This is a genomic window from Dialister micraerophilus DSM 19965 (assembly GCF_000194985.1).
In the GTDB taxonomy this organism is placed as follows: domain Bacteria; phylum Bacillota; class Negativicutes; order Veillonellales; family Dialisteraceae; genus Dialister; species Dialister micraerophilus.
In genome coordinates, this window is sequence record NZ_GL878519.1 from 825,399 (window position 1) to 851,170 (window position 25,772).

Annotated in this window: 26 protein-coding genes and 1 tRNA gene; 24 read left to right on the top strand and 3 right to left on the bottom strand. The window is 38.3% G+C overall.

Annotated elements, in window-relative coordinates; all coding sequences use genetic code 11:
• The first annotated feature begins 48 nt into the window (after positions 1-48).
• The 7 genes from ppsA to HMPREF9083_RS03885 all read left to right on the top strand — a co-directional run bounded on the left by ppsA (position 49) and on the right by HMPREF9083_RS03885 (position 8,165).
• The gene (ppsA, locus tag HMPREF9083_RS03855; RefSeq protein WP_007556102.1) at positions 49-2,427 is read left to right on the top strand and encodes a phosphoenolpyruvate synthase; all 2,379 of its coding nucleotides are present in this window, start codon (positions 49-51) and stop codon (positions 2,425-2,427) included.
• Between the two features lie 33 nt (positions 2,428-2,460).
• Positions 2,461-3,096 carry a helix-turn-helix transcriptional regulator gene (locus HMPREF9083_RS03860; protein WP_007554954.1) on the top strand — a complete coding sequence of 212 codons (636 nt, stop codon included), beginning with the start codon at positions 2,461-2,463 and terminating at the stop codon, positions 3,094-3,096.
• A 2-nt stretch (positions 3,097-3,098) separates the two neighbouring features.
• Positions 3,099-3,926, top strand: coding sequence for a pyruvate, water dikinase regulatory protein (locus HMPREF9083_RS03865; protein WP_007556104.1), 828 nt, complete (start codon positions 3,099-3,101; stop codon positions 3,924-3,926).
• Positions 3,927-4,101: 175 nt separating this feature from the next.
• Positions 4,102-5,115, top strand: coding sequence for a deoxyguanosinetriphosphate triphosphohydrolase (locus tag HMPREF9083_RS03870; protein WP_007556105.1), 1,014 nt, complete (start codon positions 4,102-4,104; stop codon positions 5,113-5,115).
• 125 nt (positions 5,116-5,240) lie between these two features.
• Positions 5,241-5,582, top strand: coding sequence for an ArsR/SmtB family transcription factor (locus tag HMPREF9083_RS03875; protein WP_007554829.1), 342 nt, complete (start codon positions 5,241-5,243; stop codon positions 5,580-5,582).
• A gap of 263 nt (positions 5,583-5,845) precedes the next feature.
• On the top strand, positions 5,846-7,075 hold the full coding sequence (gene dinB, locus HMPREF9083_RS03880; RefSeq protein ID WP_007556107.1) for a DNA polymerase IV: 1,230 nt from the start codon (positions 5,846-5,848) through the stop codon (positions 7,073-7,075).
• Positions 7,038-8,165, top strand: a complete 1,128-nt coding sequence (locus HMPREF9083_RS03885) for a M20/M25/M40 family metallo-hydrolase (RefSeq protein ID WP_007556108.1) — start codon at positions 7,038-7,040, stop codon at positions 8,163-8,165. The genes dinB and HMPREF9083_RS03885 overlap by 38 nt, the downstream gene beginning before the upstream one ends.
• Positions 8,166-8,511: 346 nt before the next feature.
• Here HMPREF9083_RS03885 and HMPREF9083_RS03890 read toward each other — a convergent pair whose 3' ends face one another.
• Positions 8,512-9,906, bottom strand: a complete 1,395-nt coding sequence (locus tag HMPREF9083_RS03890; protein ID WP_007556109.1) for an NCS2 family permease — start codon at positions 9,904-9,906, stop codon at positions 8,512-8,514.
• Between the two features lie 147 nt (positions 9,907-10,053).
• Between HMPREF9083_RS03890 and HMPREF9083_RS03895 the strand changes: the two genes are divergently transcribed.
• On the top strand, positions 10,054-10,971 hold the full coding sequence (locus HMPREF9083_RS03895; protein WP_007556110.1) for a radical SAM protein: 918 nt from the start codon (positions 10,054-10,056) through the stop codon (positions 10,969-10,971).
• A 12-nt stretch (positions 10,972-10,983) separates the two neighbouring features.
• On the opposite strand, the gene HMPREF9083_RS03900 is transcribed toward HMPREF9083_RS03895, so the two are convergent.
• The gene (locus tag HMPREF9083_RS03900; RefSeq protein WP_035062666.1) at positions 10,984-11,367 is read right to left on the bottom strand and encodes a thioesterase family protein; all 384 of its coding nucleotides are present in this window, start codon (positions 11,365-11,367) and stop codon (positions 10,984-10,986) included.
• A 102-nt stretch (positions 11,368-11,469) separates the two neighbouring features.
• Between HMPREF9083_RS03900 and mltG the strand changes: the two genes are divergently transcribed.
• The 16 genes from mltG (at position 11,470) to HMPREF9083_RS03980 (ending at position 23,739) form a co-directional block, all read left to right on the top strand.
• Positions 11,470-12,510 (top strand): endolytic transglycosylase MltG, encoded by a 1,041-nt coding sequence (mltG, locus tag HMPREF9083_RS03905; protein ID WP_155800610.1) that lies wholly within the window; start codon positions 11,470-11,472, stop codon positions 12,508-12,510.
• Positions 12,510-13,103: an O-methyltransferase gene (locus tag HMPREF9083_RS03910; RefSeq protein WP_007556113.1), complete on the top strand. Its 594-nt coding sequence runs from the start codon at positions 12,510-12,512 to the stop codon at positions 13,101-13,103. The genes mltG and HMPREF9083_RS03910 overlap by 1 nt, the downstream gene beginning before the upstream one ends.
• The gene (locus tag HMPREF9083_RS03915) at positions 13,103-14,335 is read left to right on the top strand and encodes a peptidase U32 family protein (protein WP_007554907.1); all 1,233 of its coding nucleotides are present in this window, start codon (positions 13,103-13,105) and stop codon (positions 14,333-14,335) included. The genes HMPREF9083_RS03910 and HMPREF9083_RS03915 overlap by 1 nt, the downstream gene beginning before the upstream one ends.
• Complete coding sequence (locus HMPREF9083_RS03920) at positions 14,325-14,549, top strand: DUF4911 domain-containing protein (RefSeq protein ID WP_007556114.1); 225 nt, start codon at positions 14,325-14,327, stop codon at positions 14,547-14,549. The genes HMPREF9083_RS03915 and HMPREF9083_RS03920 overlap by 11 nt, the downstream gene beginning before the upstream one ends.
• Before the next feature lie 45 nt (positions 14,550-14,594).
• Positions 14,595-16,052: a nicotinate phosphoribosyltransferase gene (locus HMPREF9083_RS03925; protein ID WP_007556115.1), complete on the top strand. Its 1,458-nt coding sequence runs from the start codon at positions 14,595-14,597 to the stop codon at positions 16,050-16,052.
• Between the two features lie 115 nt (positions 16,053-16,167).
• Positions 16,168-16,617, top strand: a complete 450-nt coding sequence (locus HMPREF9083_RS03930) for a universal stress protein (protein WP_007556116.1) — start codon at positions 16,168-16,170, stop codon at positions 16,615-16,617.
• A 174-nt stretch (positions 16,618-16,791) separates the two neighbouring features.
• Positions 16,792-17,211, top strand: coding sequence for a universal stress protein (locus HMPREF9083_RS03935; RefSeq protein WP_035062667.1), 420 nt, complete (start codon positions 16,792-16,794; stop codon positions 17,209-17,211).
• Positions 17,212-17,399: 188 nt separating this feature from the next.
• Entirely contained in the window at positions 17,400-18,329 is a 930-nt protein-coding gene (locus tag HMPREF9083_RS03940; protein ID WP_007556118.1) for a hypothetical protein, read from the top strand.
• Positions 18,330-18,456: 127 nt separating this feature from the next.
• Positions 18,457-19,020, top strand: coding sequence for a folate family ECF transporter S component (locus tag HMPREF9083_RS03945; RefSeq protein ID WP_007556119.1), 564 nt, complete (start codon positions 18,457-18,459; stop codon positions 19,018-19,020).
• Between the two features lie 132 nt (positions 19,021-19,152).
• Complete coding sequence (locus HMPREF9083_RS03950; RefSeq protein ID WP_007556120.1) at positions 19,153-19,602, top strand: universal stress protein; 450 nt, start codon at positions 19,153-19,155, stop codon at positions 19,600-19,602.
• Positions 19,603-19,654: 52 nt separating this feature from the next.
• Positions 19,655-21,097, top strand: a complete 1,443-nt coding sequence (locus HMPREF9083_RS03955) for a DUF2157 domain-containing protein (RefSeq protein WP_007556121.1) — start codon at positions 19,655-19,657, stop codon at positions 21,095-21,097.
• Complete coding sequence (locus tag HMPREF9083_RS03960; protein ID WP_007556122.1) at positions 21,090-21,770, top strand: hypothetical protein; 681 nt, start codon at positions 21,090-21,092, stop codon at positions 21,768-21,770. The genes HMPREF9083_RS03955 and HMPREF9083_RS03960 overlap by 8 nt, the downstream gene beginning before the upstream one ends.
• A gap of 2 nt (positions 21,771-21,772) precedes the next feature.
• Entirely contained in the window at positions 21,773-22,219 is a 447-nt protein-coding gene (locus tag HMPREF9083_RS03965; RefSeq protein WP_007556123.1) for a SixA phosphatase family protein, read from the top strand.
• A 15-nt stretch (positions 22,220-22,234) separates the two neighbouring features.
• Positions 22,235-23,032 (top strand): bifunctional hydroxymethylpyrimidine kinase/phosphomethylpyrimidine kinase, encoded by a 798-nt coding sequence (gene thiD, locus HMPREF9083_RS03970; RefSeq protein WP_007556124.1) that lies wholly within the window; start codon positions 22,235-22,237, stop codon positions 23,030-23,032.
• A complete protein-coding gene (yfbR, locus tag HMPREF9083_RS03975; RefSeq protein WP_007556125.1) occupies positions 23,033-23,614 on the top strand; it encodes a 5'-deoxynucleotidase in 582 nt (193 codons plus the stop codon).
• Positions 23,615-23,655: 41 nt separating this feature from the next.
• Positions 23,656-23,739, top strand: a tRNA-Leu gene (locus tag HMPREF9083_RS03980).
• A 464-nt stretch (positions 23,740-24,203) separates the two neighbouring features.
• On the opposite strand, the gene HMPREF9083_RS03985 is transcribed toward HMPREF9083_RS03980, so the two are convergent.
• Entirely contained in the window at positions 24,204-25,679 is a 1,476-nt protein-coding gene (locus HMPREF9083_RS03985; RefSeq protein ID WP_007556126.1) for an amino acid permease, read from the bottom strand.
• Between the last annotated feature and the right edge of the window lie 93 nt (positions 25,680-25,772).

Consider the following 25,772-nt stretch of genomic DNA (forward strand, 5'->3'; position numbering starts at 1 on the left):
AAATAGCATACAATAAAAACTTTTAAGACACAGTCTAAGGGGGATATTATGGGAAATAATGGCAACGCATATGTGTTATGGTTTGAGGAGTTGCGTAGAGCCGATGTGAGTATTGTCGGCGGTAAGTCTTCTTCTTTGGGTGAACTTACTTCCGCAACGAAGGTTCCTGTGCCGTACGGATATGCGACAACGGCTGATGCCTATCGTTATTTTATGGAAAAAACCGGACAGAATAAAAAAATTCATGAATTGCTCGGAACTTTGAGTGATGTTGAAGATTCTCAGGAGTTGCAAGATGTTTGTTTGAAAATTCGTCAGAGTATCATTTCTGCGGAAATGCCGAGTGATTTGGCAAATACTATCGGTGATGCTTATGATGAACTTGCAAAGCGTGTGGGTGTGAGCGATCCTTATGTGGCTGTAAGATCTTCCGCAACTGCTGAAGATTTGCCGGATGCTTCTTTTGCCGGTCAGCAGGATACTTATCTTAATGTAAAGGGTAAGGATATGGTTATTCGTAAGGTTAAGGAATGTTATGCTTCCACTTTTACGGATCGTGCCGTTTATTATAGAGAAAAGCAAGGTTTTGCTCATGAGGATGTAGCTTTGTCGGCTGCCATTCAGATGATGGCGGATGCAAAGGCTGCAGGTGTCATGTTTACGGTAGATTTGGCTACCGGTGCCGATGATCGTATTATGATCGAGGGTGCTTGGGGCCTCGGTGAATACATTGTTCAGGGTACAGTTACTCCGGATAATTATGTTGTAAAGAAAGATGATTTGTCTATTATTTCCAGAAGTATTACCGAAAAGAGCATTCAACTTGTGAGAAAAGAAGGCGGAGATGTCGTTGAGACGATTGTGCCGAAAGAACTTTCCAAAAAGCAAGTTATTTCAGATGAACAGATCGCGGAACTTGCAAATTATGCAAAACAGATAGAAAAACATTACGGTTGCTACATGGATATGGAATGGGCAGTGGATCATGAAAATCGTTTGTGGATTCTTCAGGCAAGACCTGAAACCGTATGGTCAAGAAAGAATAAGAAATCTGCTAAGGAGGAAGTAAAATTGAACATTACCGAAGAACATAATGTAGTTGTAAAGGGTCTTCCGGCAAGCCCGGGTGTTGCTTGCGGTAAGGTTCATGTAATTATCGATCCTAAGGATATTCACGAGTTTAATGAGGGTGAAATTCTCGTTACTACAATGACAGCTCCGGATTGGGTGCCGGCTATGAAGAAGGCTATTGCAATTATTACCGATGCCGGCGGTATGACTTGTCATGCGTCCATTGTTTCCCGTGAGTTGGGTATTCCTTGTATTGTAGGTACAAAGAGCAGAAGTGTCGAAGTTACAAAGACTTTGAAAACCGGTCAGGAAGTTACCGTAGATGCACAGAACGGTATTGTTTATGACGGTATCGTTTCCGATTTGATAAAGAAGGAAGAGGAATGTCATGAGGCGGTAGCGGTTGAATATTTCCCGCCGACAGGTACTCATGTAATGATGAATTTGGGAGATCCGGATTTGGCAGACAAGTATTCTAAGCTTCCTTGTGACGGTATCGGTTTGATGCGTGAAGAATTTATTTGGACAACTTTCATTCACGAACATCCTTTGTACCTTATCGAAACCGGCAGACCGGAAGTCGTTATAGATAAATTGGCGGAAGGTATCAGCAAAGTTTGTCGTGCAATGGCTCCTCGTCCGGTTGTACTTCGTTTCTCCGATTTCAAGTCCGGTGAGTATCGTGATTTGAAGGGCGGAGATCGTTATGAACCTTTGGAACCGGCAGATTTGCTCGGTTGGAGAGGTGCATCACGTTATTATGATCCGAAGTATTCGAAAGCGTTCCGTCTTGAACTCAAAGCGGTAAAGAAGGTGCGTGAGGAATACGGTTTGAAGAATTTGAATTGTATGATTCCTTTCTGTCGTACGGTTGAAGAGGCGGAAAAGATTACTTCCATTATGCGTGAAGAAGGACTTGTAAGAGGTCCGGATTTCAAACTTTACCTTATGGCGGAACTTCCGGCGAATATTATTATGGCGGATCGTTTCAATAAGTATGTTGACGGTTACTCAATCGGTTCGAACGATTTGACGATGCTTATACTCGGTTGCGACAGAAATAACGATACCGTTTCACATTTATTTGATGAAAGAAATATTGCTATAAAGCGTGCCGTTCGTCATTTAATCAAGGCGGCACACAAGGACGGAAAGACAGTTTCCATTTGCGGACAGGCACCATCGGTATATCCTGATTTTACAGAATTTTTGGTTAAGAGCGGTATAGATTGCGTATCCGTAAACCCCGATATGGTAAAGACTACAAAGAGAAATGTCGCACACATTGAACAGCGTATTATGCTTGATGCGGCAACCGGAAGAGGATTGGCGGAAACAGAAGATTACGAGTGGTAATATCATTATAAATTGATGGATAGGATGGATAACATGCAATTAACTAGTCGACAGAAAGAGATAGCTCGTATTATACGTGAAAATGAACCGATAACAGGTGAAACTATCGCTGAACGTCTTAATGTAACGAGAAGTGCATTAAGGGGTGATTTGGCGGTACTTCTTGCTGGAGAAATCATTGCGGCTCGCCGCAGATTGGGATATTTTTACTTAGGTGGCGGTGAAAATCCGGTATCTGTGGAAATACGTTCAGTTACGGTGAAAGATTGCATGTCCCGTCCGATTATGGTAAAAAGCAGTGCAAATGCTTATGATGCGGCCGTACTTCTTTTTACCGAGGATATAGGAACCATATTTGTCGGACAGGAAGATGACGTTGCAGGTGTTGTATCGAGAAAAGACCTTTTGAAATGTGCAATGGGAAATGATGATTTGACTAAAGTACCGATTTCAATGGTTATGACCTCACGTGCAAAGATGATTTATGCCGAACCTACCGAAGATTTGGTAAGTATTGCACAAAAGATGATAGATTATGAAATAGACTGTTTACCCGTAGGAAAATTCGAAGATGTTGAAGGAGAGCGAAGATTTGTACTTGTAGGACGTATGTCAAAGACGAATATTACAAGACTTTTCCTCGAACTTGGTAAAGGTAAGCGGAGGTAATTATGGAAAAAATTCCGGAAATATATATAGTATCCGACTCTGTAGGTGAAACTGCGGAAAGCGTAGCGAAAGCCACAATTGCACAATTTGATGAAGATATAGAAATTACACGCATACCCTTTGTAAGGCACACCGAACAGATAAAACGTATAGTACAAGACGCATCGGAAAGCGGTGCAATGATTTGCCATACATTGGTGTCGATGGAGCTTAGAGAAACATTTGAAAGGTTTGCAAAAAATGCCGGAGTTGCATACGTGGATATTCTCGGACACATGCTCAAGACTTTGGAAACTATCACGACAACGAAACCGAAACTTAAACCCGGAATGATACATCGACTCGATGAAGAATATTTCAAAAAAGTGGAAGCAATTGAATTTGCGGTAAAATACGATGACGGAAAAATACCTTCGGGATTTGAAAAGGCCGACATTGTACTTATCGGAGTATCACGTACTTCAAAAACTCCTTTGTCCATGTACATGGCACATAAGAGAATAAAGGTTGCAAATCTTCCTCTTGTTCCGGAAGTGAATTTGCCGGAAGAAATATTCAGAGTTCCGCCTCATCGTATAATCGGACTTATTATAGATCCCTATAAATTGAACGGGATACGTACCGAAAGAATGAAGGCGCTCGGATTTTCGGGAGTGGCAAATTACACCGATATTACACGAATACAGGACGAACTCGTATATGCAAAAGAAGTAATGCGAAGACTTCACTGTACCGTTATAGACGTATCGGATAAAGCGATAGAAGAAACTGCAAGCAAAATAATGGCGATAGTGGAAAAAAATAAAGAATTTTACGGTGATAAATATTAAAAGAAGCGACTGCAAAGTCGCTTTTTCTTTATGCAAATAAAAATATATGTTAAAGTAAATATATGTTAAAGTAAATATATATTTAAAATAATTGTTCTATATAAAATTAAGCCCCGTTTGTAAACAACAACGTATTAATTTCAAAAATATTTCAAATAAATGTAAAGGAGTAACAATGATACGAGAACGTACCGAAGAACGAGAAAGACTAACTTTGAGCAAGTATGCTATGCTTTCGGCCAATGCACATCGTAAGCATATTGAGCAGGAATGTCCTTTGCGTACAAAGTTTCAGCGTGATCGGGATCGCATATTGCACAGCAGTGCATTTCGAAGATTGAAACACAAAACGCAAGTATACATGGCACCGAAGGGCGATTATTATCGCACACGCATGACGCATACATTGGAAGTGGCACAAATAGCACGTACGGTAGCACGTGCATTGTCGCTGAACGAAGACCTTGCGGAAGCGGTTGCCTACGGACACGACTTGGGACATACACCGTTCGGACATATAGGTGAATTTGCACTTGCCGATGCATGCGGACATTTCAAGCACAATGAGCAAAGTGTAAGACTTGTAAGCAAAATCGAAAAAGACGGAAAAGGACTTAATTTGACGGATGTCGTATTGGACGGAATTTTGCATCATACCGGAGAAGTACTTGCAAAAACTCTTGAAGGTAAAATAGTGAAATACGCCGATCGTATCGCCTACCTTTGCCACGACTATGACGATGCACAGGCAAGCAAGATGCTGACACCTCAAGATTTACCGGAAGAGGTAAAAAAGCGTTTCGGCACAAGACACTCTCAAATCATCACATCAATGGTAAGCGAACTTGTTGAAAATTCAATAGACAAAAATGAAATACATATGTCTGAAAAAGGCGATGAAACGTTGTTGATATTCAGAAAATTCATGTTTAACAACGTATATTTGGCACCGGTACTCATGCCGGAACGCAGAAGAGGTTACCACGTAGTAAAAGAATTGTACGGATATTTCATAAAAAATCCGAAAGACATACCGGAAAAATACAGAAAAATTGCAGAAGATGACAAACGTGCCGCACTTGACTTCGTATCCGGACTTACGGACTATTATGCAATAGATTTATATAGAGATATATTTATTCCCAGATACTGGAAAGCGGAACATGAGAAAATAAAATTATCAACTTAATGATGTATGGTAATAAGATGAAATGTATAGACTATATTGACATGTTTGAGTATTTAAGCTATTATTTACTGTGAAGTTATGAAATTTTTTAATTGGAAAGCAGTATCACGATAGAGGGAAAGACAATGAATTTTGAGCCAAGCTATAAAGAATATGCAAATATATTTAAAGCATTATCAGATGAAACACGTTTGTGTATTGTAGACATGCTCTCGTGCAAAGAGATGTCGGCATGTGATATTTTGAGTAATTTTACACTGTCGCAATCTACCCTGAGCTATCACATGAAAATTCTGATTGAAGCAAAAGTTGTAAACTCCAGAAGAGAAGGTTTATGGACAAAGTATTCCATAAATGACGAAACATTCGGAAAAGTTATGGACTTCATTCCGGAACTGTACAAACTGAAAGATAAATGTATTTGCAAGCAAATAAAATATTGCAAAGAAGACGAACAATGTGAATAATAATATGTGAATTGACTGATTGAAGTTGAATTCGACTTGAGCATTCGATTCGTTATGAGTGTAATTTTGTTTATTTTTCAAACCGAAATGAAGATTTACAAAATTCATAACGCTTGATGTAAAAAGGACGGTTTTATTCCGTCTTTTTTTGTTGCTTATTAATTGCGAAAGATTAATGTGAGATTATTATTTAATTATAAATCTGCACACTTTATTTATAAAAATACGCTCCTTATGCTAATATATATAAAAAAGGAGGTAAAATGCGTCGTTGGATAATGCATGTCGATATGGATGCTTTTTTCGCTTCCGTTGAACAGCGAGATAATCCGGAATGGAAAGGAAAACCCGTAATTGTCGGAGGTAAAACTTCAAGATCTGTAGTTGCGACCGCATCATATGAAGCACGCAAATTCGGAGTGCATTCGGCAATGCCGATAGCTGAAGCGTTGAAACTCTGTCCGGACGGTATATACGTAAAACCCCGAATGTATGTATATAGGAAAGTGTCTGAAGAAATACATAAAATAATGTATAATTATGCAGCAGAAATAGAACCGCTTTCTATGGATGAAGCATTCATGGATATATCCGGAATGAATAAGCAATATCCTACACTGAACGCCATAGGAGATGCGATAAGGAATGAAATAAAAGAAAAATTGCATCTTACCGCATCGGTAGGAATAGCACCGAATAAATTTCTTGCAAAAATCGCATCGGATATGAACAAGCCGGACGGACTTACGATAATACCGTACGGAAAAGAAATAGAAACGATAGCACCTCTACCCGTACGTGCATTGTGGGGAGTGGGCAGAGTCACCGAGAAAACTCTTTTGAAACAAGGATATAAAACAATCGGAGATATACAAAAAGAAAACTATGACAGATTTTGTAAAAAAACGGGAAATATCGGGAAAAATTTGTACCTGCTTGCACAAGGAGTCGACAATCGTGAAGTGACGGCGGAACAGGCACCGAAATCAATCGGAGATGAAACGACATATGCATACGATATTTTTGAAAAAGAAGATATCGAAAGAAAACTTATTATACACTGCGACATAGTTGCGCAAAGACTCAGAGAGAAGAAAATGTCCGCACGAACGATAACTTTGAGAGTAAGATTTGAATCCTTCAAAACAATCACGAGATCCATGTCGCAAGAAGAAGGATTGAACCTTACGGACGAAATATACAAAATTTGCAAATTATTGCTTAGACGAATAAAAATCACCGAAAAAATACGGCTTCTGGGAGTATATGCATCAAACCTCACACCGCAAATGCACATGAAGTCGTTATTTGACGATAAAAGAGAAAAGAAGGAAAAAGCTGCAAAAGCAGTAGACGAAATACGTAAAAAATTCGGAAAAGACGCAATACAAAGAGCGATACATCTCGAAGAAAAAATACGTGAAATAAAGAGAAAAGAAAAAGAGGAGAAGAAGAATGGTAAACAAAGTAAGAATGAAGGAAACATTTTGTGAACTCGTAAGCATATATGCCGCAAGCAAAAAAGAAAGAGAAGTATGCGACTACTTGAAATGTAAACTCAAAGACCTCGGCGCATCAATCATAGTAGAAGACAGCGCAGGAGAAAAAACGGGCGGAAACAGCGGAAACCTCATAGCGATATTTCCGGAAACACAAGAAGGACTTCCGTCAATTGCAATTACGGGACACATGGACTGCGTTGAAAAATGTAAAAACATAAAACCGATACTGAAAGACGGAGTATTTCGTTCGGACGGAACAACGGTATTGGGAAGTGACGACAAAGCCGGAGTTACGGCGATACTCGAAGGCCTCTACCAAATGAAAGAAAAGAAAACGCCGCACGGAAAATTGACCGTAATATTTACAATACAAGAAGAAATCGGACTCATGGGTTCAAGATACTTCGATGCGACACTTGCCGGTGACGTGGACTACGGATACACATTTGACGGAGACGGAGAAGCCGGAACGGTATACAATGCCGGCCCGTCACAATACACAATGGAATACACGATAACGGGACGTGCCGCACATGCCGGAATGGAACCGGAAAAAGGAATAAATGCAATACAAATCGCCGGAATTGCAATTGCAAATTCACCCACGGGAAAAATAGATGACGAAACAACATGCAACATCGGAACGATAGAAGGCGGACTTGCAACAAACATCGTACCGGAAACCTGTATCGTACACTGTGAAGCGAGAAGCAGAAACAACGAAAAACTTGAAAAAACGGTAGAAAAAATCGACAACGCATTCAAAAATGCAACAGCAAAATATAAAGATGCAAAACTTACAATAAAGAAAAATAAAGAATACGAAGCGTTCAACATAAAAGAAGACCATGAAGCGATGAAACTCTTTGCAAAAGCATGCAAAAACGGAGGCTACAAACTCGACATAAGACAAAGCAACGGAGGATCCGACTCCAATCTCTTCGTAACACATGGATTTGAAACACTGCTCGTAGGAGTGGGAATGACGGATTTCCATACAAACAAAGAAAGCCTGAAAGAAAAAGACCTCTACGAAGCCGGCGACCTAGTATGGCAAATAATAAACGCACAAACCGAATAAAAAGTAAAACAACAATAAAAGGATATGAATATTCATATCCTTTTTTATTATGTGTAAAAAAATACGTTTAAATGTTTATGTAATTTCTTTTATTGAAATATATATCCGTAAGAAGCATGATGAAATAATTGAAGAGATTTTATTTAAAGCAATGTAAAACATAAAAAGCCATGAGTAAAATCATGACTTTATGTTTGATGAATTTGTTTGTACAAATATTTTCAGAAATATTTATTTTGTGAAATAGAATGAAGTTTTATCATTAAACATTCAAAGTAAAAAAGCCATGAGCTTATTTATTTTCTCAAAGTTACCGAGAAAGGTATAAGTTCATGACTTTTATTTTTTAAAGAAGTATATATTTTGCTATAAATATTATCGCCAATATGTACATCAATATACTTATTTTATTTGTCTTTCCGCAGAAAAGATTGATAAGTACGTAGGAAATTACGCCGAATGAAATTCCTTCGGATATGCTGTAGAAGAACGGCATTGAAAGTATTGCCAAGTAGCATGGAACCGCTTCGGTTATATCACTCAAATCAAGTTTTGCAACTGAAGTGAACATGAGGAATCCTACTACTACAAGTGCCGGAGCCGTTGCAAATCCCGGTATTGCCATGAATATCGGAGATAAGAAAAGCGAAATTATGAACAGTACAGCTACCGTTACCGCGGTAAGTCCCGTACGTCCGCCTTCAGATACACCTGCAGCACTTTCTACGAAAGTCGTTGTAGTACTTGTACCCAATATTGCACCGATAGATGTCGCTACGGCGTCCGCCAGCAATGCTCCTTTGATATTCGGAAGTTTTCCGTTTTCATCAAGCATGTTTGCTTTTGTGGAAACACCTACCAATGTACCCAATGTGTCGAATATGTCAACAAAGAGGAATGAAAACAGTACTACAATGAAGTTGAATGTAAGTATCTGTGAAAAATCAAGTTTGAAAAATATCGGAGAAATACTTGCCGGCCAAAGCGATGCAATTCCGTTAGGTAAATGCGGGAATGTCGAGAATGCTCCCAATTCCGGATTGGGTACATAAAGTCCCGTTGCCTCACAAATCATGCCTAAAACCCAAGTAGCAATAACGCCCCAAAGAATATTTCCTTTTACATTTTTTGCAAGCAGAATTGAAGTGAAAAGTATACCGAATATAGCAATTACAACCGGTGTACCCGTAGATGCAAATGTTCCTGCAGTCAATGCACCTTTGAATGAAAACAAAGATATTTTCGTTGCAGGATTTGCAACTATGATATTTGCAGTTCCCATTCCGATGAATGCAATGAAAAGTCCTATACCTGCCGAAACAGCTTGTTTCAAGTTGAACGGTATGGCATTGAATATCGCTTCACGAATATTTGTAAGAGAAAGCACTATGAAGATAAGACCTTCTATGAATACTGCAGCAAGAGCCATTTCCCAAGAGTAGCCCATCTGTTTGCAAACCGTAAACGCAAAAAAAGCATTGAGTCCCATACCGGGTGCCAATGCAAACGGGTAGTTTGCGAAACCTGCCATCAATATCGTGCCTATAAATCCTGCCAACGCAGTTGCAGTCAAAACTGCACCTTTATCCATGCCTGCGGCACTTAAAATAGACGGATTGACAATTAAAATATATGCCATTGTCATAAATGTTGTAATACCAGCGATGATTTCAGTCTTTATGTCGGTACCATGCTCCGTCAAATGAAACAGTCGATCCAAAAAACCGGCCCTTTTTTCCATAAGAAGCTCCTTTCGCAACCAAATATAAAATTGTACGTGAACATTATAAACTCTTATCAAATTTCGTGCAATATTTTTTGGAAATTTTGTAATAAAAAATGCGTAGTGATAGAATATTTCTATAAATAAATGTGAAAGGGCGGAAAAATGGGAATTTGTAATGTTTGTCCCAGAGCGTGCAAAGTTTTTCGTAAAAATTCAATAAATGATAAAGGTCAAGTAGGATATTGCCGTTTGGGATACCTGCCGGTAGTTTCACGTGCGGCGCTTCATCATTGGGAAGAGCCTTGTATAAGCGGTACGAAAGGTGCAGGAACGGTATTTTTTGCCGGTTGCAATTTATCTTGCGTATATTGTCAGAATTATGAAATATCCGAATTGCGAAAGGGTAAGGAAATATCCGTTGAGCGTTTGAAAGAGATTTACCATGAACTTATCGCACGAGGTGCTCATAATATAGATCTTGTCACGCCTACACATTTTACACATGCAATATATCAAAGTCTGAATGAAGAATTGCCGGTTCCGGTTGTATACAATTGCGGCGGTTATGAAAGTCGAAGTGCGGTTGCGTTTTTGAGAAAGAAAATTCAAATATGGCTTCCGGATTTGAAGTACTCGGATGAAGAAGCTGCAAGAAAGTACAGTCGTGCGCCGGATTATTTCAATAAAGCGACTGCCGCCATAGAGCAAATGTATCGGCAGACCGGCCCTTATGAAATGGGAAGTGACGGACTTTTGAAAAAAGGTGTACTCGTACGTCATCTCATGCTTCCTTCTCAATGGGAAAATACAAAAGGCGTATTGGAATATATAGCCGAAACATTCGACAAAGGACAAATACTTTTCAGTCTGATGCGACAATACACACCGTACGGCAGAGCAAGCGAATTTCCTGAAATAAACAGAAAAATTACGGACGAAGAGTACGAACAAGCTCAAGAATACATGGAAGAACTCGGTATAGAAGACGGGTACGTGCAGCAAAAAGAATCATCAAGCAAACAATTCATACCTCTTTTCGACTGTTCGGGAGTATTGCAAGATGACGGCGGAGACATTTGAATAAAAGCGTGATTATTTATTACTCAATTTGCTCATAAATTTTTCTTCATTTACAATCATTCTTAAGTGCTTCGCATGTCCTATTGTTTTTGTTTTTTCTTTTGCAATTGCTTCAAATTCCAATTTTTTTCCGTCGACATGAATAAGTTTTGCGACAACACTTATCTCGGAATTTACGGCACTTGGTGCTATGTGATCAAGTTCGATGTGAAAACCGACCGTTGTAAAACCTTTCGGTAAATGATTTTCCGATGCTTTTACGCAAGTTTCTTCAATATATGCGCAAAGTACGGGAGTTGCAAGTACCGGAAGAGAACCGCTTTTTATAAATTTTGCGGTTTCCGTCGATTTGATTTTAAAAGTTGAAGTTGCATTCAATCCTGTTTTTAAATTCATTTTTTCCTCCTTCATAATATTTTAGCTTATTTTTTTAAACAAAACACTGATTGTGGTATAATTGAGAATATTAAATGTATTTCGGTTTAAGTGAGGATTATTTTGGATAAATTTTTATTTCTAAAAAAATCTTGCGATATGCAAACAAAAAGAAAATATATTGTCATGGCGGCAGTTTTTTTCATATGTCTTGTTGCATTCGCTTTTTTTTATTTTTACGCTTTCGATAAAAGAAGCGGAAATAAAGAAGTAATGTTGGAAATACCGGCACATGCCACCGGAAGACAGATTTCAAAAATACTCGAAGATAACGGTATAGTAAGAAGTGCATTTTTGTTTCGTGTGGCGGTTTTCATCACGCATGAGGACGGTACTTTGCAGAGCGGTTTTTATAAATTGCATCAAGGTTTGACTATACGTGAAACGATTTCCGAGTTGCACAAGGGCAGACATGCGTTTATTACGATTACAATTCCTGAAGGGTCGAATGTTTACCAAATTGCGGAAATTCTGAAAAAATCCGGATTTACGAATACGGACGACTTCATAGATGTAGCATCCGACTACGGGCCTTTGAGTTATATGTACGGACCTGAAAGTGCGAAGATAAAAGCGGAAGGATTTTTAAAAGCGGATACGTATGATATACCCAAAGAGTACACTTCCAAGCAGATTTGCGATTTGATGTATAAAAGTACGGACAAAATGCTTGATGAAAATATACGTAAACGTGCAAAGGCAAAGAATATGTCTTTGCACAAACTTATGACTCTTGCATCTATGGTGGAAAAAGAAGCGCTTTTCAAAGAAGATCAAAAAATGATTGCTTCCGTAATTTTGGCAAGGCTCGAAAAAAATATGCCGTTGCAAATAGATGCGACAGTTCAGTATGTTCTCGATTGGAATAAAAAAGAATTGTCGGTTGAAGATACGAAAGTTGCATCACCCTACAATACATATATGAGAGTAGGACTTCCTCCCGGACCTATTGCAAGTCCCGGTATAGATGCGATAAATGCCGTACTTGATGCAAAAGCGGGAGAATACCTTTACTATGTCGCCACAAAGGACGGACATCATGTATTCTCGAAAACGTATGAGGAACATCAGGCACAAATAGAAAAAATTTATACGGAGGGGTAATGGATAAATTTGTTTCAAAAGTAATGAAAGAGCTTGAATTTGAGGCTGAAACTTACAATATACCGATAATTCGTGAATCCGAACGTCAATTACTTTTTAAAACAGTTTATGAAAACAAACCGAAAAGAATTTTGGAAATAGGTACGGCAATCGGATTTTCCGCATTGCTTATGGCTACGGCAAACGATGATGTAATTATAGATACCGTAGAAAAAGATACAAAAAGATTTGAACGTGCAAAAAAAGCAATCGAAGATGCAAATATGACGGAACGTATAAATTGTATTTCAGGTGATGCCGGTAAGGTAATATCCGAACTTTCAGGGAATTACGATTTTGTTTACCTGGACGGACCGAAGGGACAATATCTGAATCATTTGAAGAAAATTGAAAAAATACTTTCCGAAAAAGCTGTAATCGTTGCCGACAATGTACTTTTCAAAGGACTTGTAAAGAGCGGGGAATATCCTCCGCATCGGTATCGCACTATAGTTATGAGACTGAGAGAATACTTGGAATATGTAAATCGTGAGTATTCTACTGAAATTTATGAAGAAGGAGACGGAATGGCTATATCATTTCGAAACAAATAATGGAAAAAATGGAGTTGTTGGCACCTGCCGGTAATATGGAAAAAATGAAAATGGCATTTCGCTTCGGTGCGGATGCCGTATTTTTGGCGGGAAAACAGTTCGGTTTGCGTGCATATGGCGGAAACTTTTCAAAAGAACAATTGAAGGAAGCCGTAGATTACGCACACGAGCGAGGTAAAAAAGTATATATAACGGTAAATATAATTCCACGTGAAGATGAATTGGAAGGGCTTGACGACTATCTCAAGTATCTTTATGAAATAAAAGTCGATGCGGTAATCGTTTCGGATTTGGGAATATTTTCAGTATGTCGTGAAGTGACACCGAATTTGCCGGTACATATCAGTACTCAAGCAAGCACCGCAAATTGGCGAGCGGCAAAAATGTGGAAAGATATGGGTGCCGAACGTATAGTGCTTGCACGTGAAGTGTCCGTTTCGGAAATGGCGGATATACGTAAAAAAGTAGATGTCGAACTTGAAGTATTCGGCCACGGCGCAATGTGCATATCATGGTCGGGACGTTGTCTTTTGTCGAATTTTTTCACACACGGTAAAAGACAATCCAACCGAGGAGAATGTATACAGGCATGCAGATTCAAGTATTCAGTAATGGAAGAATCACGTCCGGGACAATATTTTCCGATAGAAGAAGACGAACACGGTACATATATTTTCAACAGTAAAGACTTATGTCTTATCGAGCATATACCGGAACTTGCAGAAGCCGGAGTATCAAGCTTGAAAATCGAAGGACGAATGAAAAGCGTGTACTATGTAGCGGCGGTCATAGCTACATATCGAAAAGCGATCGATGCATACTATCGTGAAAAAGAAAATTACAAATTCAGACCGGAATGGAAAGAAGAACTCGAAAAAATTTCACACCGTCCGTACACGACAGGTTTTGCATTTGCCCAAGCGGACGAAAAAGCTCAGGAATACGAAAAATCACAACCGGTACAACCGTATGATTTTATCGGCATGATTAAAACATATGATGAAAATACGAAAACCGCACAAGTACAACAGAGAAATCATTTCAAAGTCGGAGAAATCGTAGAATGCTTAAGTCCGAGCGGAGAAGTATTTCCTTTAGAAATAGGAAAACTCACAAACAAGGACGGAGAACAAGTGGAAAAAGCACCTCATCCTTTGGAAGAACTTACAATGGAAGCTTATCGTAAACTTGAACCGTATACGATTATGAGGAGAAAAGCAAATGGAAGATAATTATTTATACATAGAAGTACGCCCGTCGGACGTGAACTATGTAAATAGAATAATGGAAGGATACGAATACTTGGGTGTTTTGACAACGATAAACACTCAACGCTCGACATGTGTAGTACATACGACAAAAGACACAAGAGATATTGCAATAGACGTACTTACACACTTGGATGTGCCGGTGAAAATATTGAAAAACAGAGAAGATGCAAAATAAGGAGAAATCGAAAGATTCTCCTTTGTTTCACAAGAAGGAGTTTTTATGAACTGTAAAGGACTTGTAACCGACTTGTACCAATTGACAATGGCAAATGCACTTTTCAAACGAAACGAACACGAAAAGAAAGTTGTATTCGACAGATTTTACAGAAAAAATCCGTTTGACGGAGCATACACGGTAGTTGCCGGTATTTCACATTTAATCAAATTTATAAAAGAATTCAGATATTCGAAAGAAGATATAGAATACTTGCGAAGTCTGAATAAATTTTATCCGGAATTTTTGGACTATCTTGAAAACTTCGAATTCAAAGGAAGCATTTATGCAATGAAAGAAGGTACAATTGCATTTCCGAAAGAAACTTTACTTAGATTTCACGGAACGATAACCGAGGCGATGCTCTTGGAAACCGGACTTTCAATGATAATGAACCACGAAAGTCTGATTGCAACAAAAGCAAGACGCATGCGCATCGCCGCAAAAAACGACATGCTCATGGAATTCGGACTTAGACGTGCGCAAGGACACTCTGCATCTCTGTGGGGGACACGTGCCGCAGTCATCGGAGGATTTAACGGTACATCACATGTCGAAGCCGGAAAACTTTTCGGACTTCCGGTCATGGGTACTATGGCACACAGTTGGGTAATGAGTTTTGATACCGAACTTGAAGCGTTCCGTGAATATGCAAGACAATACGATGAAAATATTATATTGCTTGTAGACACCTACAACGTACTTTCCGGAGGAATACCTAATGCGGTAAAAGTATTCAAAGAACTTCGAGCTGAAAACAGACTTCCAAAAAAATACGGAATACGTATAGACAGCGGAGATTTGGCATATCTGTCGAAAAAAGCAAGAGAAATATTCGACAAAGAAGGATTTGAAGATGCAATCATTTCCGCATCCAACGACCTTGACGAATACAGCATAGAACTCTTAAAAGCACAAGGTTGCACGGTCACATCTTGGGGCGTAGGTACGAAAGTAATAACCGCAGACGGGACAAGTGCATTGGGCGGAGTCTTCAAAATGTGCGAAAAAGAAACCGGAAACGGATTTGAATCGGTAATGAAAATTTCAAATGACGTTGCGAAAATGACAAACCCCGGAGTAAAAAGTGTAAGACGTTTTTACAAAAAGAAAAACGGTAAAATCATAACCGACCTCATGTGCCTTGAAAGTGAACCGATGCCGAAAGGTGAAGAATTTACATTCACCACCGAATCTGCAAACTGGCGTACGAAAACACTCAAAAAAGACAGCTACATCGTGGAAGATATGCTTAAACCGATTATTATAAACGGAAAAATATGCAAACAACCTTCATTTGAAGAAACAATTGAATATTCAAAATCACAAATGAAATCGTTATGGCCGGAATACACAAGATTTCTGATGCCGCACCAAATGGAAATAAATACATCCGTTTTGTTGCAGAAAAAGAAAAAAGAAATAATCAAGCTTGAATTATCCAAAAACAGTGCTGTCGAATAAAATTCAAATAATAAAAAAATTCAATAAAGCAAAAATCAATTAAGTGCTATAATGTATATGAAGAATAATGAAAAATTCTTGATAAAGGCAAAAATAAAGGAAGAAGGCGACAAGTATGTTAAAGTATAAAAATATATTGGTTCCTTATGACGGTTCCGACCATGCGAGAGAAGCATTGAAACAAGCAGTAGACATGGCTCAAAATTCCGAAGATTGTACACTTCACGTAGCATCTGTATGCAACATGGTGGCAGCGGTACGTAAATCGGACCAAGCATCAATCTCCGAAGGTAAACTTACTGCGGAACTTGCTGAAGACTCCGAAATGGAAGCAAGAGGAGCATTGAAAGAAGCTGAAAAATTAATACCGCAAGACCTTCCGGCAAATATGATTTATGAAATAGGATCACCGACACAAGTACTCTTGGAAATTGCAGAAAAATACAACTGCGATTTAATAGTTATGGGATCAAGAGGATTGGGACCTATAAAAGGAATATTTATGGGATCGGTATCAAGCTACTTGGTAAGTCATGCAAAAGTACCGGTATGCATAGTAAAATAATGAAAGGGAATCGCAAAAGCGGTTCCTTTTTTGCAAATAAAAAGAAAATAAAAAATGAATATTAAGGTATAAAAAAATGCTATAATTTTATTGCCTTTAATATAAAAAATAATGGTGATATAATTAATTAAACGACAACAAGTCGAAAAAATGATTATGGAAGGCGGAATTCAAATGTTAAATTACAAAAATATATTAGTTCCGTATGACGGATCCGATCATGCCCGCAAAGCGTTGGAACACGCAATCGACCTTGCACAATGTTCAAAAGAATGTAAAATGTATATCGCAACGATATTTTCAAAAGCAAAAGCTTTGAAACACAGTGAAGAAAAAAGCGTAGAAGAGTTAAGACAAATCGCAAAAGATGAATTGGAAAAAGCAGCAGCAAAAGTTCCTGAAACGGTAAAAAAAGAAACGATTTTCCTGGAAGGCGAACCAAGACCGGAACTTCTCATGTTGGCTGAAGAACATAATTGCGACCTTATAGTAATGGGTTCAAGAGGATTGGGACCGATAGAAGGAATACTCATGGGATCGGTATCAAGCTATCTTGTAAGTCACTCCAAAGCGCAAGTTTACATTATAAAATAAAATTAAGGACTGCAAAAGCGGTCCTTTTTAAATGTCTGAAATAAAAGTAAGCATGTTATTAAATAAAATGTTTATAAATGCTAATATTAGATTATAAATATTGTTTTGTTTAGAGGAAACACGGAAACTCTTAAGCAAAAAATATTTTAAAGTTTTTACTGTTTTATATTTTTTGAGGAGGAATTCTTATGAAAAAGATTCTTGCGATGGCAGCGGTAGTTGCTCTTACAGCAGGTGTATCCGGATACGCTGCAAACGTGAATGGCAATGTAAAAATTTCCGGAGATGTAAATGTGAAGCGTTTCAATGAAAATGGTTATACTCCTACAGCTGCACGTGTACGTTTAGAGGCAGATGCGGCTTTGACAGATGAAGTGTCGGTAAGCGGACGTGTTGCTTTCAGTAATGTATTTAATTCTAATTATGGTGATGTTAAGCATGTAGCTTTGGATCGTTTACACGTTGTTTACTCACCGGCTCAGGTTGAAGGTTTGAAATTTGACCTCGGACGTACAGATATTACATTGGGAAGCGATAAAGACATTTTCGACAACAGCTTTGACGGAGCGGTTGTATCTTATGCAAAAGACCGATATGCGGTAGAAACAGGTTGCGGTAAAGTTCGTTTGGCTGAACACCGCAATAGGTTCTTTGATGTAAAAAATGCGGACAATGTGGGATATTTGAAGGGTTCATTCGATGTAAACAATCAAGTGAAGGTTGGCGGATTCTTTGTCCGTTCACTTGGTGAAAACAAGGTAAATGCATATGGAATTAACGCTAATGCCGATGTTGCCGAAAACGTTTCCGTATTCGGTGATATTGTAAAAATCGATGCTTCTAAAGATCCTACTGTCAAGATTATCGGTGTAAAATACGGTAATGCAAATGATACGGTAGGAAGCTGGGAAGCAAAACTCAAGTACTACGATAAAGATTCGAATGCAAATTTTGACAATTTGGGAATTTCAGGAGATTCATCCATGTGGAAAGCGGAAGCAAAGGCTACCGTATATGAAGATGTAACATTGAAAGCTGCGTTGGAATTCAATAAAAAAGATGCGGCAGGAACTAAAGAAGACAGTACATGGATTATGGAACTCAACTACGCATTCTGATCAATTTAAAACGGCGGGGAAACCTGCCGTTTTTATTTTGTAAATTTTTACGGATGTGTAAGAAAATTAATAAATCAAGTGGTATAATGTGTAATCGTATAATTATTTTTGAAAAGAGGGTGTTATATTGAACGATTTGAAAAATGCTAAAATATTGAGTTTGATTTCCGTATTTATTGTGATGAGTATTATCTCATCGAAGTTTCTTTCCATTCACTTTATAACGATGAAAACCGGAGTTACATTTATAGTAAGTGCGTTGACATGTGCGATATTCGGGCCTGTAATTTCCATTATAAGTGTAATTATTGAAGATTTTATCGGAAATGCTTTTTTTTCTTCCGCCGGCGGATTTTACTTTCCTTTCGTGATTACAAGAATAGTAACCGCACTCGTTTACAGTTATTTTTTTTACAGAAAAGATATAACGAAGAAAAATATTCTTATTGCGGTATTTGTAAATTCTCTTTTGACGAGTGTATTTTTAAATACATTATGGGTTTCCCAGGTTACCGGAAATACTTTTATTATGCAATTATATGCAAGAGTACCTATTATTTTATTTAACTATGTAATGAATAGCGTTGTACTCGTTCTTGTATTTCCAAAACTTGTACGAATTTTGAGAACGGAAATTTCAAGTATGAATGCGGCACCTTTGAATGCACCGTATAAAAAAAGTTCGGTATGATTTTGTAAAGAGTACTTGCAAAATACGTAAAATGAGTTAAACTTTAATTTACATGGCGTATATGGTAAAATATAGGTGATATTTTACGTAGGAGTACGGAAAAAGGGGCATAAGAGAAAGGCGGAATAAAGTATGTTGGAATATAAGAATATTATCGTTCCTTATGACGGAACCGAAAATGCAAAGAAAGCACTGAGAGCGGCTGTTCAGCTTGCAAAATGCTCCGAGGATTGCAAAATATATATAGCATCGGTTTGTAATCTTGCTGCCGCTATGACAAGTTTCGATCAAACTTCCATAAAGGAAGGCAGTCTTGCGACAAAAATGTCGGAGGATATGGAATCTTTGAGTAAGAAACATTTGAGAGAGGCCGACGAAATCGTGCCTGACGACATAGAACATGAAATGCTTTTTGAAGTAGGTTCACCCGGACCGGTCATTCTTGAACTTTCCGAAGAATACGAATGTGATCTTATCGTCATGGGAAGTCGAGGATTGGGACAGATAAAAGGTTTACTTATGGGATCGGTGTCCGGTTACTTGTTGAGCCGCTCGAAAATACCTGTATTTGTAGTGAAGTAAGAATTTAAGGGGATCGATTTTTTCGGTTCCCTTTTTTATATCGGAGGTTTTCATGAATCATAGGCGTTGGCTAGGTAAGGAAGTAAGTAAATGGATTGATGAAAAAATAATAAATAAGGATACGGGAGATATAATTTTATCGCGCTACAAAAAAGAATATAGACAATGGCAAGGGGAAGCATTTGGTTTTCTTGCTTTTATTTGTGTGATTTTTGGTATCGGATTTATATTGTCGGGGTATTGGACCGCACTTACTCAAGATCAACGTTTTCAAGCTTCGATGTTGTTACCGGTAGTATCGGCGATTATGATGATTGCAGTTGTAATTTTCGATAAAAAAATACCTGTTGAAGATGAGCCTTCACAATCGGCAAACGATGTTGAAGTTTCCGAAGAAGACGATGAAGTTGTGGCGGTTTCTTCACGAAAGCGGAATTTCCGTCATCGTATAGCAAGTGAAATAAAAGAGTTCGTTTACACTTTTCACGCATTGTCGCTTGTGGCCTGTGCGTTTCTTGTAATGGATTCTTTCAAAATGAATGATGATTATTACTTTATTTATTCCGCCGCCGCCACTTTTCTGCTTCTGCTTTCATATGTGACATCTTCTGCAGGAGCGGCAATTGTATCGGCAATAAGTGCAGTTACAGGAGCGGCATTGTCGGTATATTCGACATGGACGGAACTTCTTGCATGGTTTTATCTTATTTTGTACCTGCCTTTTATGGTAAAACTTTTGATTGAAAAAAAGCATAAATCTGTAATTGCATTTGCTTGGGTTTGGACACTTTGCATATTGTTTTTGATATTCAAATCTGTAAACAATTTGTTCTGGCAAGTAATGTTTCTGTCGCTTGCATCCACACTCACTTGGATGACCGGCGGAATACTTCACAAGCAAAACTATGTATCGCAATCACTTAAAATACTCGGTGCGATTTCCGTATTTGCGGTACTTTTGCAAAGCGGATTCGGTAATGTATGGCAAAATGTTTCCGGAGATTGGATACTTTGGATACTGTATGTACTGTTTTTGTGCATAGACGCTTTTTTGGTATTTCGTATGTTTATTTATAGAGAAGGCATGGCATTTCTTGCGGGATTTACACCGTTTTGCATGTTCATATCCGCAGTATGTGCAAACTTTGTACAAAACGGAAGTTTATCCGTAATTTGTATATCCGTATACAGTATGGTTTTGGCATTTGCACTTTTGTGGAAAGGTTGGAAAAGCGGAAATATATTGAAAAGATGGATAGGATTTTGCATTATACTTGCAATATCCGCAGTACGTATAATAGATTCGTCATTCAGTATGGTAGACAGAGGAATATTCTTTATCATTATAGGAATTGCAGCTGCAGTTATATGTGCGATGTTTATAAAAATTGCGACAGTTAAAAGAAAAAGAAAACACAAAAAAGTTATTGCGGACAAAGATGACGAGCATATTTCAAAAGGAAATATCGAAAACAAGGAGGTAAGCCATGAATAAGAAAGCGACACTTCTTGCGATATTTATTATTGTAATAGCCGAATTTATATTTTTAGGTTGGATGAAACATTCATACAATACGACAATGGCGGAAGGAAAGGTATTCGAAGTACCGGCGACGATAAACTTCTCCGGAGATTTTTACAACAGAAATTATATACTCGTATATATACCCCTCTTTCAGACAAAATTGGAAGGCGACAAAAATTTGAAAGAAGGCGAAGAAATATATGTATCGGTTTACACCGACAGAGACGGATTGATGAAACTTGATCATGCACAGTCAAGTGAACCGGCCACAGGGGACTATTTCATTGCAAGAGTAAATTACATAGACAAAGGAACGGTAAACTTCAAATTTCCGGTCGACAGAATGTATGTAACAAAAGACGATTTGAAAAAGTATTCAATTGTCGAACTCTCCGAGAAAGTACAAGTAAAAGAAAAGAAAGGCGAAGATTCCGTAACGAAGAAGAAAAATGAAGTTACTGCACAAATACGTATAAAAGACGGGCATGTAGTCATAGAAAAAATTCTTGCAAGCGGAGCATCGGCAGACAAAGTTTTTACAACTAAAGGAAAAAATCTGAAAATAAAGTACTCGGACGGACAAACAACAAAAGATATTATAGAAGGACAGGAACTGAGTGAAGAAATAACGAATAAGGGGTAAAAATGCGGATACTTTTGATAAGGCACGGTGAAGCGGAAAAGGAAACCGCTTTTATAAAAAACAAAGACAGAAAACTTACTGAAAAAGGCATAAAAGAAGTTGAAAAAACATCTGAAATACTTTCTAAATATTTACAAAACAAAAAGTTGAATATACATTCATCACCTTTTACACGTACAAAACAAACTGCAAAAATTATTGCACAAAAAAGTAATTCTCATATAGAAGAAGAAAAAGAGTTGCTGCAAGAGGACTGGACTCTTGTAAAATCGTTTTTGGAAGAAGATTGTATAAATATATTCGTAAGTCACCACCCTTTTATACAATCGTATCTTAAAGAATTGACAGGCGCATACATACCGGTATGTACTGCATCATGTCTTGTTATTGACTATAATAAAGAGAAAAATAAAGGGATTTTGGTGGCATATATAACACCTCGAATATAGTAAAGAAGGTAAATTATGAAAAAATTACTTACAATAGCAGGATCCGATTCATCGGGCGGAGCCGGAATACAAGCCGATTTGAAAACATTCTCGGCATTGGGTACATACGGGATGAGCTGCATTTGCTCTATAACCGCACAAAATACACAAGGTGTAACCGATGTACAAAACATTAATGTAAAAACCGTGATCTCACAACTCGAAGCCGTATATGACGACATCGAACCGGACGGAGTAAAAACCGGAATGCTTTCAACGCCTGAAATAACACAAGCCGTAACGGAATTTTTGAAAAAGAGAAACAAATCACCGCTCGTAGTCGATCCGGTGATGGTTGCAACAACCGGTGCAAGACTTATGGAAGAAGCGGCGATAAAAGTTTACAAAGAAGAATTATTTCCCATATCCACACTGATTACACCGAACATTCAAGAGGCGGAAGTATTGGCGGACATGGAAATAAAAACACTTGAAGACATGAAAATTGCCGCAAAAAAAATAATGAATTATAAATGCAATGCCGTACTCATAAAAGGCGGACATCTCATAAATGATGCAACGGATTTACTCTACAACGGAGAAAGATTTATAGAATATAAAGGTGTAAAGTACGAAACGAAAAACACTCATGGGACGGGATGCACACTGTCATCTGCACTTGCTGTATACCTTGCAAAAGGATACACGCTTGAAGACAGTGTAAGAAAAGCGAAAAAATATATTACAAATGCAATAGAAAACGCAGTAAACAATTCTGTCGGACATGGAAACGGGCCGGTAGAGCATTTTTGGAATTGTAAATCGGAGGACTAAATGAACGCATTTTTTGCATACGTAGCAAGGATGAAATACATCAGAAGATGGGGACTTATGAGAAACTCATTCCCCGAAAACGATGCCGAACACACATTGCAAACGGTAATGATTGCACACGGACTTGCGGTAATACGTGAAAAAGTATTCAACGAACCATGTGATGCCGAACATTGCGGCATGCTTGCACTTTATCATGACGCAGGGGAAGTATTCACCGGAGATATGCCGACACCCGTAAAATATTTCACCGAAGAACTTCACGAAAAATATGCACAAATCGAAGATGCGGCAAGACAGAGATTGCTGTCCACACTTCCCGAAGAACTTCAAGAAACATACAGGCCCTATGTCGCAGACATGGAAAAAGACCCGCTATGGCCGCTTGCAAAAGCTGCGGACGTACTCAGTGCATTTTTGAAATGCGCCGAAGAAAAACAAGCCGGAAATACGGAATTTGAAGAGGCATACCGTACAACAAAGAAAAAACTTGAAAATCTGAAACTTAAAGAAGTGGATTGGTTCATGGAACATTTTGCCGGAAGCTTCCTTCTCACATTGGACGAACTCAATAAAATGTAGCTTGACCGAAGGCAATAAGCTGATATAATAAAAAAGTACTTGCGAGCGTGGCGGAATTGGTAGACGCACCGGATTTAGGATCCGACGCCTTGTGCATGGGGGTTCGAGTCCCTTCGCTCGCACCAATGGCGATATGGAAACATATCGCTTTTAAATTGCTTTTCAACGCAAAACGTCAAATGAACTCTGTTGACGGTAAAAATACATCGACCTGAAAAGCGGTACATTTATGATTGCCATAACACTTGCATGACAATCTCAAATCATTAAATATGTCGATTTCAAAGAAATAAATATCGCTATAAAAACCGCTGAAAATGAATATGACCTGAATATGAATGAAAATTTTTAAAAACACAAAAATTCATAAGATATTCTTATGGATAAGAAATAAATAATAAACGCAAATAATACTGAAAAACTTGGAACAAAATAATTTAGTGCATAACAAAATGGAGTTTGATAATAAGACACTTTAGATGTCGGCTGTCAAACTCCATTTAAATTTCAAGTAATTGTATTTAAAATTTTGTAAAACGGAAAATTTCCAAGCAAAAAGGCTCGTATTTCTACGAACCTTTAAAATCAATTATTCTTCATCATGATGAGAAGTATCACGTGAAAGATTTACCTTTTCAAGAGGTACAAGGTGAGTCTTGTACTTAATCTTGTGGAAAATGTAAATCAAAAGGAATATCGGAATACCTGTATAAGCAACGGATACACCGTACCAATCGATTTCCGATCCCAAGAATGCCGTATAGTTCTGACCTGCAGTAACGATAATACACATAATTAATGCAAGAATAGGTCCGAACGGGAACCATTTAGCACGATAAGGCAAATCATCCAAACTTCTGCCCTGCTTTACATATGCACGACGGAAACGATAATGACAAATTGCGATACCTATCCAAGTAATAAATCCTGCCAAACCGCTCAAGTTAACGAGCCAATCATAAGTCTTACCTTCACCGATGAACGAAGTGAGGAATGCAATCAAACCGAAAATTGAAGTTGCAATCAAAGCACGAGTCGGAACACCGCGCTTGTTGAGTTTCAAGAAGAACTTCGGAGCTTGACCGGATTCCGCCATCGAATAAAGCATACGTGTGGAAACGTAAAGACCTGAATTACCTGCCGAAAGAACCGCTGTCAAAATAACAGCATTCATCAAAGAAGCTGCGGCAGGAAGACCGAAACGGTCGAAAACCAAAGTAAACGGGCTTATTGAAATGTTGGCAACATCGGTATTGAGCAAATTCGGATCGGTATAAGGAATCAAGAAACCGATAACGATAAATGAACCGAAGTAGAACAACAAAATACGCCAGAAAATAGACTTGACGGCATGAGGAATATTCTTTTCGGGGTCCTCACTTTCACCTGCAGCGATACCGATCATTTCAGTACCTTGGAAAGAGAAACCTGCAACCATGAAAATACTCAACATGGAAGCAAAACCGCCTACAAACGGAGCTTCACCGACAGTCCAGTTTGCAAAACCCGGGCTGGGATCGGGACCTAAACCTAAAATCAGGCAAATGCCTGCGAAAAGGAATACCAAAACGGTAATAACCTTAATACTTGAAAAAACGAATTCACTTTCACCGAACATTTTCGTAGAAAGGAAATTCAAAACAAAAAGAATTACCAAAAACAAAGCACTCCAGAAAGCGGCGGGAGTATCGGGGAACCAATACTTCATAATCAATGCACCGGCAACGAGTTCCGCAGCTAATGTAATTGCCCAGTTAAACCAGTAATTCCAACCGAGAGCAAATCCGAGAGACTTATCTATATAACGATTGGCATACTCCTCAAATGAACCGCTGATCGGTAAATAAGCAGCCATTTCTCCCAAACTTGTCATCAAAAAATAAACCATGATACCTATAAGAGCATAAGCGACCAAAGCACCACCCGGACCGGCAGTACTTACAGTTTCACCACCGGCAACAAACAAACCTGTACCGATAGCACCGCCTATAGCAATCATATTCATATGGCGCGCCTTCAACGAACGTTGGAGACCTCCGGGATTTTCCTTTTCTTGTCCTTCCATTTTATAATCCCCCTTTTTTTTAGTGTTATTTTTTAGTTTTGTACATTATACGTTAGAAGATTTTAAAAATGCAATAATAAATTTTGCATAAAT